This window comes from Lacinutrix sp. YIN62, from assembly GCF_057219185.1.
Genome location: NZ_JBXVVH010000003.1, coordinates 184,391 through 198,283, shown reverse-complemented (window position 1 = coordinate 198,283; position 13,893 = coordinate 184,391). Strand labels below are relative to the sequence as shown.

At 32.5% G+C, this 13,893-nt stretch carries 10 protein-coding genes and 2 tRNA genes; 9 read left to right on the top strand and 3 right to left on the bottom strand.

Annotated features, from left to right (window positions below; all coding sequences use genetic code 11):
• Positions 1–4: 4 nt before the first annotated feature.
• Positions 5–712, bottom strand: a complete 708-nt coding sequence (locus AC2D8I_RS03395) for a queuosine precursor transporter (RefSeq protein WP_484704580.1) — start codon at positions 710–712, stop codon at positions 5–7.
• A gap of 71 nt (positions 713–783) precedes the next feature.
• On the opposite strand from AC2D8I_RS03395, the gene folK reads away from it, so the two are divergent.
• Entirely contained in the window at positions 784–1,914 is a 1,131-nt protein-coding gene (gene folK, locus AC2D8I_RS03390; protein ID WP_484704579.1) for a 2-amino-4-hydroxy-6-hydroxymethyldihydropteridine diphosphokinase, read from the top strand.
• Positions 1,915–2,111: 197 nt separating this feature from the next.
• Here the strand turns inward: folK and AC2D8I_RS03385 are convergent, their stop codons facing one another.
• The gene (locus AC2D8I_RS03385; RefSeq protein WP_484704578.1) at positions 2,112–2,651 is read right to left on the bottom strand and encodes an RNA methyltransferase; all 540 of its coding nucleotides are present in this window, start codon (positions 2,649–2,651) and stop codon (positions 2,112–2,114) included.
• A 217-nt stretch (positions 2,652–2,868) separates the two neighbouring features.
• Here AC2D8I_RS03385 and mutS point away from each other — a divergent pair, with 217 nt between their 5' ends.
• The 3 genes from mutS to AC2D8I_RS03370 all read left to right on the top strand — a co-directional run bounded on the left by mutS (position 2,869) and on the right by AC2D8I_RS03370 (position 5,842).
• A complete protein-coding gene (gene mutS / locus AC2D8I_RS03380; protein ID WP_484704577.1) occupies positions 2,869–5,481 on the top strand; it encodes a DNA mismatch repair protein MutS in 2,613 nt (870 codons plus the stop codon).
• A gap of 178 nt (positions 5,482–5,659) precedes the next feature.
• Positions 5,660–5,731: transfer RNA gene (locus AC2D8I_RS03375), tRNA-Gly, on the top strand.
• A gap of 27 nt (positions 5,732–5,758) precedes the next feature.
• A tRNA-Leu gene (locus AC2D8I_RS03370) sits at positions 5,759–5,842 on the top strand.
• A gap of 178 nt (positions 5,843–6,020) precedes the next feature.
• On the opposite strand, the gene AC2D8I_RS03365 is transcribed toward AC2D8I_RS03370, so the two are convergent.
• Positions 6,021–8,363, bottom strand: coding sequence for a T9SS type A sorting domain-containing protein (locus tag AC2D8I_RS03365; RefSeq protein WP_484704576.1), 2,343 nt, complete (start codon positions 8,361–8,363; stop codon positions 6,021–6,023).
• Positions 8,364–8,724: 361 nt separating this feature from the next.
• Here AC2D8I_RS03365 and AC2D8I_RS03360 point away from each other — a divergent pair, with 361 nt between their 5' ends.
• The 5 genes from AC2D8I_RS03360 to AC2D8I_RS03340 all read left to right on the top strand — a co-directional run bounded on the left by AC2D8I_RS03360 (position 8,725) and on the right by AC2D8I_RS03340 (position 13,812).
• Positions 8,725–9,141 carry a thioredoxin family protein gene (locus tag AC2D8I_RS03360; protein ID WP_484704575.1) on the top strand — a complete coding sequence of 139 codons (417 nt, stop codon included), beginning with the start codon at positions 8,725–8,727 and terminating at the stop codon, positions 9,139–9,141.
• 14 nt (positions 9,142–9,155) lie between these two features.
• Positions 9,156–10,136 carry an FAD:protein FMN transferase gene (locus AC2D8I_RS03355; RefSeq protein ID WP_484704574.1) on the top strand — a complete coding sequence of 327 codons (981 nt, stop codon included), beginning with the start codon at positions 9,156–9,158 and terminating at the stop codon, positions 10,134–10,136.
• Positions 10,137–10,346 carry a DUF4266 domain-containing protein gene (locus AC2D8I_RS03350; protein WP_484704573.1) on the top strand — a complete coding sequence of 70 codons (210 nt, stop codon included), beginning with the start codon at positions 10,137–10,139 and terminating at the stop codon, positions 10,344–10,346. It abuts the gene before it with no gap.
• Complete coding sequence (locus tag AC2D8I_RS03345) at positions 10,331–11,950, top strand: DUF3570 domain-containing protein (protein ID WP_484704572.1); 1,620 nt, start codon at positions 10,331–10,333, stop codon at positions 11,948–11,950. The genes AC2D8I_RS03350 and AC2D8I_RS03345 overlap by 16 nt, the downstream gene beginning before the upstream one ends.
• Before the next feature lie 311 nt (positions 11,951–12,261).
• Positions 12,262–13,812, top strand: a complete 1,551-nt coding sequence (locus tag AC2D8I_RS03340; protein ID WP_484704571.1) for a hypothetical protein — start codon at positions 12,262–12,264, stop codon at positions 13,810–13,812.
• Positions 13,813–13,893 lie beyond the last annotated feature (81 nt).

Here is a 13,893-nt window from a genome sequence, read left to right as displayed (position 1 = left end):
AAACTTATAATAAGTCAATTTCTTCCCCCATTGTTTTTAAGTTAAATCTTTTTCGAAAAAAATAGACGCCAATATAAAGAAAAGGCGTGTCTATAATGGCTATTAGTACTTTAAATAAAAAGCCGCTTATAAGTAGGCCTTTAAAATTATGCCATTCAATGATACCAAAAGAACAGAGTAATGCTAAAATGGTAAAGGTGTCTAAGAATTGAGAGAAGCCTGTTGAAAAATTATTTCGTAACCAGAGGTGTTTTCCTTTGGTAAATCGCTTCCAAAAATGATAAATTTGAATGTCTACAAATTGTGCAAATAAATAAGTGACCATACTTGCAAATACAGCAATGGCCGAGTTGCCAAAAACAGTTTTAAACATATCGTCTTTAACGTAAGACCAAGATGTTGCCGGTACCGCATTAGCAATAAAAATGATTAATAAGGAAAATAAAGAAGCGAAAACACCAGCAATAACAACATCGTTAGCTCGTTTCTTGCCATATATTTCGCTAATTAAATCGGTTATTAAAAACGTAATTGGATATGGTAATATACCTACAGAAATTTCAAATAATTTAAAACCGAAAATTTCAATATCTAGCGGATACCAGTAAAAAAATTTTTGAAAAATAAGGTTTGAAACTACTAAAGAAGTTATGAATAACGCTCCTAAAAAGAGGTATATACGCTGTGCTGCAAGTTTGTCTTTTATGATCATTTAAAATCGTTAATAAATACTTGTAGTAAATATAAACTAATACATTTACTTTTCATTATTTTGCCTTACTTATGATGCAATCGAAAAAAGTATACATATCATTAGGGAGTAATAAAGGAGATAAGTTGAAGAACTTACAATTGGCCGTAAATGCTATTTATAATGTTGTTGGTGTTGTTAGCCGTATTTCTAAAGTATTTAAATCGCCAGCTTTTGGTTTTGAAAGTGACGATTTTTTAAATGCCTGCCTTCTTTTGGAAACGCATTTAGAACCTCAAAAAGTCCTAGAAGAATTATTGGCTATCGAAATAAAGCTGGGACGTACACGTACAAAAAACAAAGGTTATGAAGCGCGTACAATAGATTTAGATATCTTATTTTTTGGAAGGGAAATTATTAACGAGACGGTGCTAAAGGTGCCGCATCCAGAATTGCATAAGCGTCGATTTGTATTAGAGCCTTTAAAGGATTTGGATGCTAAATTAAAACACCCAAAATTAGAAAACTCAGTGCTAGAAATGTTAAAGGAATGTGTAGATGAAAGTGTTTTAGAGCCTATTAGCCAGCAGTTGATAAACCCCTGTGAAAGACATCGTTTTTCTAAATATAATTATATTGCTATAGAAGGAAATATTGGCGCAGGAAAAACCAGTTTGACCACAAAAATATCTAAGGATTATAATGCTAAACTTATATTAGAACGTTTTGCAGATAATCCTTTTTTGCCTCGATTTTATGAGGATGCGCAGCGTTACGCTTTTACATTAGAAATGTCTTTTTTAGCAGATAGATATCAGCAAATTAGCGATGATTTGTCACAACTCGATTTGTTTAAAGACTTTATAGTTAGTGATTATGATGTGTTTAAATCTTTGATTTTTTCTAAAATAACACTTCAGGAAGATGAGTTTAAGCTTTATAGGAAACTCTTTTATTTAATGTATAAAGATATCGCAAAGCCAGAATTGTATGTATACCTATATCAAAATACAGAACGACTTCAAGCCAATATTAGAAAACGGGGTAGGGACTATGAACAAAATATAGAAAACGAATACTTAGAGAAAATAAATGCAGGCTACCTGGAGTTTTTAAAAAATCAAACTGAGCTAAATGTAAAAATTATAGATATCTCTAATCGAGATTTTGTAAAAAATAGAGCGGATTACCTTTGGGTTTTAGATGAGATTTGCTCTGGGTAATTTTCCTGTTTAGTTGGAGTGTTGAAAATAATATTGTTTTTCCTGTTTTTGGGACGTATAAATATGTAAACTATTAAGCTAACAAAAAGGGGGAAAAGATCTGTTAAAACTGTGTTTTCGATGCTTTTTGAGTTATTGGGCTAAACATAGCCTAATCATAGCGAATTAAATAATAAGATTTATCCGTGTGATAAGGATTAAGGTTGAATTGTGTTTAATTTCGAAAATAAATCCCAAACAACAAGCCCACAACTTACCGAGATGTTTAGAGAATGTTTGGTTCCAAATTGAGGGATTTCGATAACATAATCACAAATATTAACAACCTCTTGGCTAACACCTTTTACTTCATTTCCAAAAATTAAGGCGTATGTCGTGTTGGGGAGAACAGAAAAATGATCAAGCATTGTTGCATGTTCAGCTTGCTCGATAGCGCAAGTCTTTATGTTTTGCGACTTTAATTTAGTAATCAATTCCAAGGTGTTTTCGGCATACTCCCATGAAACGGTATCTGTACTCCCTAATGCCGTTTTATGTATGTCCTTATGCGGAGGTGTTGCAGTAATACCACAGAGGTAAATTTTCTCAATTAAAAAAGCGTCACTAGTTCTAAAAACAGAGCCAATGTTATTTAGACTTCTAATATTGTCTAAAACGATAATAATGGGGTTTTTTTTTGCAGATTTAAAGCCATCAACACTCAATCGGTCTAACTCACTGTTTTTTAGTTTACGCATATTTTCTTTTTCATTGGATGTAACCCTTTTGTTATATATTGTTGAGGCGGCGCTTAAGTTGTTATTCTTGTGAAGAATTTAACCGAACCATTTTAAGGAAAATGAAATAATGGCTACCTTGCATCTTTTATATTTTACAACAAAAATAATGAAGTCATCTTAAATTTTAAAAATAAAAAGGTTCAAGATGAAATCAAGTATATAAAACAAGAATCCATTGGCTAAAAAAGTAAAAAAAGTAACCCCTTTAATGAAGCAGTATAATGCCATTAAAGCAAAATACCCTGATGCGTTATTATTGTTTCGTGTGGGAGATTTCTATGAAACATTTGGATCGGATGCTGTTAAAACAGCAGCGATTTTAGGAATTATTTTAACTAAACGAGGGGCGGGAAGTGAAAGTGAAACCGAATTAGCGGGGTTTCCTCATCATTCTTTAAATACCTATTTGCCAAAGTTAGTAAAGGCAGGGGAGCGCGTTGCTATTTGCGATCAATTAGAAGATCCTAAGCAAACCAAAACAATAGTAAAACGCGGTGTTACAGAATTGGTAACACCTGGTGTAGCACTTAATGATGAGGTGTTACAGTCTAAAAGGAATAACTTTTTATGTTCGGTTTACTTTGGGAAAAGTACTATTGGAATTGCTTTTTTAGATATCTCTACAGGAGAATTTTTAACCTCGCAAGGGAACCAAGAATATATCGATAAGTTACTCCAGAACTTTAGTCCTAGTGAAGTACTGGTCTCAAAGCAGAGGCGTTTGTATTTTAATGATTGCTTTGGTACCGATTTTCATACGTTTAATTTAGAAGATTGGATATATCAAACAGATTATGCAAACGAAACCTTGTTGAAGCATTTTAATACAAAATCTTTAAAAGGCTACGGTATACAGGGACTTAATGACGGTATTATTGCGTCGGGATCCATTTTACATTATTTAGCAGAAACGCAACACAATAAGTTAGAGCATATAACGTCAGTATCGCGAATTGCAGAAGATGAATATGTTTGGATGGATCGTTTTACTATTCGTAATTTAGAATTATATAATTCTACCAATAACAATGCTGTAACACTTTTAAATGTTATTGATAAAACGATTTCTCCAATGGGAGGACGTATGCTAAAACGTTGGCTAGCGCTACCGCTTAAGAATGTTGAAAAAATTAAGGAACGTCATGAGGTTGTTTCGTTTTTAAAAAGCGATAATACAACGCATCAAGAGATACAAAATCAAATAAAGCGAATCGGAGATATAGAGCGTTTAATTTCTAAGGTTGCGACGACTAAGGTTAGTCCTCGAGAAGTCATTCAGCTTAAAGATTCTTTGGAAGCTATTATTCCTATTAAAGAAATGGCGTCAAATTGTGACAATGAGTCTTTAAGAATAATAGGCGCTAATTTACAAGGCTGTGATGTGCTTCGTGAAAAAATAGGAAAAACACTTAGTGAAAATGCCCCTGTAAATGTGTTAAAAGGGAATACTATTGCTATAGGGTTTTCTTCAGAATTGGATGAACTAAGAGCACTTTCTTCTTCAGGAAAAGAGTACTTAGATAATATGTTGGCGCGCGAAAGTGAACGCACAGGAATAACATCGTTAAAAATAGCCTCTAATAATGTTTTTGGATATTATATAGAAGTGCGTAATACGCATAAGGATAAAGTCCCTGAAGAATGGATTAGAAAACAAACCTTAGTAAATGCAGAACGGTACATTACTGAAGAACTTAAGGAATACGAAGGGAAAATTCTAGGAGCAGAAGAGCGTATTTTAGGGATTGAGCAGCAATTGTTTGGTGCGTTAGTACTTTGGATGAGTGACTATATAAAGCCAGTACAACAGAATGCGCATTTAATAGGGCAATTAGATTGTTTATGTGGTTTTGCCCAATTAGCAAATGATAACCACTATGCATATCCCGTATTAGATGATTTTCACGATTTAGATATAAAAGAAGGACGCCATCCTGTAATAGAAAAACAATTACCAATAGGGGAAGATTACATTACGAACGATGTGTTTTTGGATAGAGATTCTCAACAAATAATAATGATTACAGGGCCAAATATGTCTGGTAAATCTGCTATTTTACGCCAAACAGCCCTAATTGTGCTTTTAGCTCAAATAGGTAGTTTTGTGCCCGCCAAAAGTGCTAGGATAGGTTTAGTAGATAAGATTTTTACACGTGTAGGTGCGAGTGATAATATTTCAATGGGTGAATCTACATTTATGGTAGAGATGAATGAAACGGCATCTATTCTTAATAATATAAGTAATAGGAGCTTGGTGTTATTAGATGAAATTGGACGCGGTACTAGCACTTACGATGGGATTTCAATAGCATGGGCTATTAGTGAATATTTACATGAACATCCAGCAAAACCAAAAACATTATTTGCAACACATTATCATGAGCTTAATGAAATGACTGAAACCTTTGATCGTATTCAGAATTTTAATGTGTCTGTAAAAGAGTTAAAAGATAATGTTTTATTCTTAAGGAAACTGGTAGCAGGCGGAAGTGAACACAGTTTTGGTATTCATGTTGCAAAATTAGCAGGGATGCCTCAGCAAGTATTGCATCGTGCCAATAAAATATTGAAGAAATTAGAGCATTCACATTCTAGTGAAGAATTGACAGATAAGGTGAAATCTATAAAAGATGAAATGCAATTGAGTTTCTTTAATTTAGATGATCCATTGCTTGAAGAAATTAAGGAAGAAATTTTATTAACAGATATTAATACTTTAACTCCAGTGGAAGCATTAATGAAATTAAATGAAATTAAACGCATGCTGGAAAGAACAAAAAACGCATAGAATAATTTTATTTTCTTTAGATTTTCTAAAAATCATAAAAAAAATATTAAAAAAGGAATGCTGTAAATCAATGGATTATAAAATAATTTAATATTTTTTTTAAAAAGGCTTTGGTATTTGTAAAAAAGACTTAAATTTGCACCCGCAACAGCAATGTAGCAACGTTCATATAACAACTGCGAAAGTAGCTCAGGGGTAGAGCATCACCTTGCCAAGGTGGGGGTCGCGGGTTCAAATCCCGTCTTTCGCTCTGACTATTTTTTTATAATATACCAATGCTGAAGTGGTGGAATTGGTAGACACGTTGGACTTAAAATCCAATGTCCATTAGGACGTACGGGTTCAAGTCCCGTCTTCAGTACTAAGCCTCGAATTTAAATTCGAGGCTTTTTTAGTTTATATAAGTTCGCTTTTTGATAAAATTAAAAGAATATTGGATCAAAGCATAAAACTGAAACAAGAAGCGCGGAATCATTGATTATGGTTCCGCGCTTTTTTATAGATGATGTGTATGTGTGATTTTTATAATGCTATTAAGTTTACTTTTTAATCATTTTAAATGTTTGCTCTTTATTGTTTGAGCTAACCTTTAAAAGGTAAATACCTGTGTTTAATTTAGAAAGGTTTGCAGTGTAATTTTGAGTATTGATCTGCTTCTGGTAAACCATTTTTCCCATAATATTATATATGGTTATTGCTGTTAAGTCCTCTTGTGCCGAAAACGATAATTCATCATTAACAGGATTGGGAAAAAACTTGAAATTAGCGATAATATTTTCACTTGTAGACAATGTATTCGTTACATTGGTAGTAAAGTCCATGGTAACTCCATAACTTCCGGAATAACAAGGCTTAGGTGTCGGTTGCCCAATGTCTGCAGTGCCAATTCGCATTCTATGATTTCCTATGGTTGTACTACTGGGAACTACAAACGTTGCATTAAGAGTGGTAGGGTTGTCTCCTGTAGATGCTCCTGTATATAGTTTTTCCGAAGCTTCGAATATAAAGTTATCGTTTAGATCTATCCATATATGAACATCATAATCAAAACCTGTTTGAAAAGTAATGTCTACAGTTGTTGTAATGTCTTTAGCTATAGTAACAACAGTCGCAGTATGATCTTGATAAGTTACGTCTGCCCCAGTGAAGTTTAGGGTGTTAATTTTGGTATTAGATATGCCGTTGCCATCATTTGAACTAGGGATAGATTCACAATAGCATCCCGTTGCTATTGTTGTAAACGATTGTTCAGAGCATAAGGCATCTCCAATGGAATTGTAAGGTGTTATCTTCCAGTAATACATTGTGTTAATTAAAGATGCTTCCAAAGTATAAGTTAATATAGCTCCTAAATCTAAAGCATTTACAATGTCATTAGCATTAGGAGTGGTGCCAATGGTAAGTTTGTATCCGTCTGCATTATTAATGTCATCCCAGCTTAGTACAGCGCCTTTGTTTCCACAAGTAATGTCTGGAATAGCCATGGTATTTACAATACAATTAGGCACAGTGGTTGGTCTATTCTCGTAAATGAAGTTATCTAGATACCAGGTGTTATAATATCCTGTACCAGGGATATATTTAAATACGATATGCGCAGCGTTACCAGTGTATGACTCAAAAGTAACTAATAAGGGGGTCCAAGTGTCTTCTTCAAATTCATTAGACGATAAGGTTCTAAAACTAGAGTAAGTTGTTGGGTCATCTGGGTTAGTCATTGTTCCTATTTCAATAACATCTCCGTTGTTATTACCAATATCTTTATAAGCCATAAACTTAATTTGTTTGGTATCATCTAAATCAGAGAATTTAGGTGAAATTAAGTAATAGATGCCATTAGTATCTCCAGAATTGCTTATTCTTACAGAATTAGGAGCGCTCACTTCGTTAAATGTTGTGGTTAGAATTTCTGAAAAAGAATTAGAACTTCCTATTATGGTACTTTTCCAACAATCATTTAGGTTTGGTGCAGATTCATTGTCGAAATTTTGAGTGTATTGCGCTGTAAATGTACTGCAAGGTGTCATAAAGCTAATAGGGCCAAACCATTCACTAACACCATCGTTATTACCACAATTAGCCTGTACATAAGCTTGATATATTGTATTTGGGCTTAGGTTAGGTATATTATTATGAGTGGTAGGGATGTTATTAATTAGAGTGCCAGTACCATGAGAAAAACCAGTAAGGCCGTATTCTATATTCCAAAGCGATTCCGAACCATTGGGAGACCATGTTAAATTCGCCGAAGTGGCATTAATATTAGAAGCGTTTAATGCTTGTGGTACAGTGCATGTTATAGCTGTAAAATCTAAATCAATATTCGAGATAAAAGACTGAGGGTTTCCTGATGGTGGGGCTTCGGGTTGTGGATTATGTGAATCTGAACGGTAATAAATTGAGCGGTTATTAGAAACAGAAGAACTTAAGAAATGATTAAAATTAGTATCATAGTTAGATTGATTATCTTCTACAGCAATGATTAGGTTATCTGTACCATTGTAATTAAAAGGCGTAGTTAATAGTATTTCTACAGCATCATTAACTACAATAACGGTGCCTTGGTATACTTGTGTTAAATTATTGTAACCCAACCAATCATTGCTGGACGAGAAATTTGTTTTCGTTGTATTGGCCATATAAATAACCCATTCATTAGAATACGATATAGAGAAATTTGAATTCCCTTTAAATTTTAGTTTGTAGATATTGCCACTGTCATTAATCTCAGATGCTAAATATAAGTTTTGAGAATACGAATATGAATAGAGCGGATTCACGGGAATGGATTTGTCTAAGGTTTCTGTACCAATAGAAATCGTTTGTGCTATGGTTAATCTAACGAGAGTTGATAACACAAGAAAGAGTACTGTTTTTTTCATATTAAGTAAGTCTGAATTTTATAATTGGCCACAAAAATATCTTCTTATTTTAAATTAATCTAAATAAAAATAATATAAATTTACCAAGATTTACACCTGAGACAACAAGAGCTTTAATATCAGCTGTTTATAATTAAAAAAGAGTCTTAGCTAAAATAGTCTTTATAAAAAGTGATTGCATGTGTTTTTCAAGTTACTGGCTTTGAGTGTGTTATCGTTATTTGTGGATGTTTGTTATTTGTTCTGTAAAATAAAAATGAAAATAAGTTTGTTCTATTTGATCTTCCGAATTACTTTTGCAAACCATATTATTCTTATTTAATCTAAATAAAAATAAATACAACCTTTAACCCCCTTTAAAATGAAAGCATTAATTATTTTTTGTGTTTACGGTTTGTTCTTAACAGTAAATTGGCATACAAACTTAGAAGACGCATTACAATCAATAGAGAATACAGATAAAAAAGTACTATTAGTTTTTTCTGGATCAGACTGGTGTAAACCTTGTATACAACTTAAAGAAAATGTATTTGATTCTAAAGCATTCGAAGATGTCGCTTCTAGTAAGTTTGAGTTAGTAAATATTGATTTTAAAAGAGATCGGAAAAAAGTGGTCAAGAGTATTGTAAAATATAATGAGTCCATAGCCGATAAGTATAATCCTAATGGTTTTTTCCCATATGTGTTAATATTAGATCGCCAAGGAAATGTTATTAAAACAATAGACGGATACAAAGGCGAAACAGCTAAATATTATATTAAATCATATTTAGATTAATGTCTAATTTAAATATGAAAACTATTATAATCCTATTTATAATAGGCCCTTTTCACTTGCTTTACTCTCAAGATGTTTACGAAAGAAGTGCTATGCTTATGGGAGTCGATTTTCAATTTGCTATAGTTGCAAATTCCAAAACTGAAGGACGACAATTTTTACAAATGGCTATTAATGAAGTGGAACGTGTAGAAGCACTTATATCATCATGGGATAAAAATTCTCAAACAGCATTAATAAATCAATACGCAGGACAAAAGGCGATACATGTAGATAAAGAGTTATTCGATCTTATAAAACGGAGCAAACATATCTCTAAGTTATCAGAGGGGTATTTTGATATCTCTTTTGCTTCCATAGATAAAGTCTGGTATTTCCATAAGCCTTTGGTAGTTATTCCAGACAGTATTACAATTAATAAATCCATAGGATCTATTAATTATAAAAATATAATTCTAGATGAAACACATCAAACCGTGCTATTAAAAACACCAAAAATGAAAATAGGATTTGGTGCTATAGGTAAAGGGTATGTTGCCGAAAAAGTTAAACAAAAATTAAAAACGGCAGGGGTATTGGCTGGTTTAATAAATGCTTCAGGCGACATTTGTAGTTGGGGAAATCATCCAAAAACTAAAACATGGAAAGTTGCCATTTCAAACCCCAATAAAACAAAAAACGATTTGGCATGGTTCAATTTACATAATTCGGCAGTGGTCACTTCTGGTAATTACGAAAATTATGTCACCATTAACAATAAATTATATTCTCATATTATTAACCCCAAGACAGGTTGGCCTACTCAAGGAATTAAAAGTGTGACCATTTTTTCTGAAAATGCTGAATTAGCCGATGCACTTTCTACTACGGTATTTGTAATGGGCAAAACCAAAGGGTTAAATCTAATTAATCAATTGAATGGTATTGAATGTCTTATTGTAGATGATAAGAACAAAATACATGCCTCTAAAACTTTAAAAACCAAATTTAACTAAATGAAAAACTATATTATTATAAGCGTTACAATTCTGTTTGCGAACGCATGTACAGCTGTTAAACCCTACCAAAAAGAATATCTAAATGATACAGATATGCAGTTGTCATCAAGCGCAATAGAGCGTTTCGAAATTAATTTTCAAAATTACCGTGAAGGCGCTTCTGGAGCTAACGGCGGAAAAACAGGAGGAGGATGCGGATGCAACTAAAATATACTTTAATTACGCTTTTATTTATTAGTTTTAATAGTATTTGTAATGCTCAGGATACTGTAAAAAAACTATCTCCAACAGAAGTAAGTATTCTTTATAATTATTATGAACAAGATGGTAACAATGGAGCTGTTACAGGTGGTTTGGGAACCGAAGCACTAAAAAATTCATCACCAATTGTAATTATAAGTGCGCCTTTAAATACTTCTAGTGGTATTTCTGTCTCTGCAGGTATAGATTATTATACCTCGGCATCTAGTGCCAATATAGATAAATACGCTACAGGAGCAAGTTCTAATAGTAATTCGGCAATTTCGGCTAAGGACTCTCGTAAACATATATCATTAGAGTATACAGAGTTTAATAAGAAGGATAATACAACTATTGGTTTTGGAGCAGGATACTCTAAGGAGTACGATGTGACTTCTGTTAACTTTGGCGTTAATTGGAGTAAAAGTTTTAATAATGATAATCAAAAAATAGCTATAAAAGCCAACGTATTTATAGATCGCTGGCTTCTTATTTATCCTGGTGAAATTAGAAATTCAAATACGAAAGGCGGGTCGGGAAATGGATATGAAGATTATGACGATGACGATGATGATGACGACGATGACGATGATGACGACGATGATGATGATGATGATGACGATGATACAGACACAGACGATACCGAAGATACTGACGGCATTGAGGATACCGATGATGATGATAATGGAGGTAATGATAATGACGGCAACGACGGCAATGATGGAGATGATGACAACGACGACGATGACGATGATGACGATGACGACGACGACGATGATGACGATGATGACGATGATGATGATGATGATGATGATGACGATGATGATGATGATGATGATGATGATCGAAAAAGGGCGTCTGCGAGAGACGACGACGACGACGACGACGATGAGTATGACAACGCTAATACCAGCAATAATGATTTTGAAAAAGACACCCGGTATACTTATAATATTGGGATCGATTTTCAAACAAATATTAACAAACGCCTCAATTTTGCCGCGATATTAGATGTTACTTATCAAAATGGGATTTTACTAACGCCTTTTCACCGCGTATATTTTAACGATGGCATTACTAATGAAGAAGATAAAACAGTACGTGTAGAGCGTTTACCTAGAAATAGAACTAAATTTGCTTTAGGTTTCAGGAGTAATTATTTTATAACACCTAAAGTAATAACACGTTTTTATTATAGGTATTATTATGATACGTTTGGCTTGAGAGCTCATACTTTTAATGTTGAAATACCTTTAAAACTAACATCATCTATAACGTTTTATCCCTTTTTTAGATATCATAATCAAGGCGATAGTGATTATTTTCAACCCTACGGGCAACATAGCTTAAGCTCTGTATATTATACTTCAGATTATGACATGTCTTCATTCTCTAGTACAAAAATAGGGTTAGGGATAAAACTATCTCCTCCTAACGGCATTTTTGGTTTTAATACTTCTAAGTCCAATCGATTTAAAATGAGTCTTTTGGAGTTTAGGTATGGGCATTATAAGCGAACAACAGGTTTAAGCGCAGATTCGTTTTCATTAAATACAAAATTCACCTTTTAAAATGTTTTAAGCTTAAGTGGTATGGTAACAGAAGTCATAAGGACTCCTTTAAAAATAAAAAAGTACCTCCATTTAAGAGGTGCTTTTTTATTTAAAGCGTACATATGCTATTAATCAATCAAACTTTTTTTTGAAGTATTATATTTAAAGCGCAAATATTATTTTATACAATGTATTTTTGTAAGTAAGAGGCTAGTTTATATTTAGGATATAATGTGCAAAATAAACGTTAATATATCTGGTGTCGTTTAAAAAGTAATATGTTTAATATAATCAACTTTTAATAGGTTGATAAACTTATTTTTAAATTAATGTCTAAAAATCAGAACGATAATTTATTTGTATTGATTAAATCGTTAACGAAATCTGAAAAACGACAATTTAAACTTTATGTTGGAAGGTTAGGAGTTAATTCCAGTTCTAAGTTTTTGAATGTTTTTATGGTTTTGGATAAAATGACAGCCTATAGTGAGCAGGCAATATTAAAATCTACAGCAGTAAAAAAGCAGCAGTTAGCAAATGTAAAAGCGCATTTGTATAAACAAATATTAATTAGTTTAAAATTAAATCCTTCACATCAAAATGTGCGTTCTCAAATTAGAGAACAGTTGGATTTTGCTTCTATTTTATATCATAAAGGCTTATATAAACAAAGTTTAAAAATTTTAGATAAAGCCAAAGGCGTAGCCATTAGCAATGAAGAAAAAAACTTAGCGTCTGAAATCGTTGAGCTCGAAAAAGTAATAGAATCACAATACATTACACGGAGTATAAGTGGAAGAGCAGATGAGCTAACAATACAAGCAAAACAATTAAGCGCAGCAAATGTAATTACGAGTAAGTTCTCTAATCTATCATTACAATTATTTGGTTTGTTTTTAAAAATAGGATATGTTAAAAATAAAGAGGAAAGCCAGTGGATACAGCATTATTTTAATAAAAGACTACCTAAGTATAATATTAAAACGTTAGGATTTAGAGAAAAATTATGGTTGTACAACGCCTATTTATGGTATCATTTTTTAATGCAAGATTTTCTAAATGGTTATAAGTATGCTTTAAAATGGGTCGATTTGTTTTATCAAAACCCTAAAATGATTTATTTAAATCCTGTATTTTTCTTAAAAGGAAATCATTATTTATTGGAATCATTATTCTTTTTAAAAGACAGGAATAAATTTGAAGAAGCCCTAAATAAAGTCGTTACTATAGTTAACGAAAACAAGCTTCCAAAAGGTGAAAACGTAGCAGCGCTTTCATTTCTATATCTTAATTTAAATAGAATTAATTTACATTTTATAGGGGGTACTTTTAAAGACGGTTTAGCACTTATTCCTAAAATAGAATTGGATTTAGTTCGGTTTAAAAATAGAATAGACGAGCACCATAAAATGATTTTCTACTATAAATTTGCAAGCCTTCATTTTGGATCAGGGAATAATAGCGAAACAATAGCATATTTAGATAAAATTATATCGAATAAAACATTGACAATGCGAGAGGATTTACTTTGTTTTTCGAGAGTGCTAAATTTGGTAGCGCATTATGAAGCGGGCTTAGATTTTCATTTAGAGGCATTATTGCGAAGTACGTATAAATTTTTAATAAAAATGAACGACCTGTACGAAGTGCAAAAGGAAATGATTAAATTCATTAGGAGCCTGCAAGATGTTTACCCACAGGACCTTAAGAAGGCCTTTTCTAAATTACATAAAAAACTAAAAACTTATGAAATTCATCCTTATGAAGGACGCTCCTTTCTGTATCTAGATATTATTTCTTGGTTAGAAAGTAAAATACAGAATAAACCTATAGATGAGGTGATTAGAAATAAGTATTTAAGTCGGTTGACTGAAGTATAAAAATAAATTTAACCCTTAATTTTTTAGAAGATAAGCCAGACAGGAGCTAAATTTGAAGGCTGTTAGTTATGCTGTAGTTTT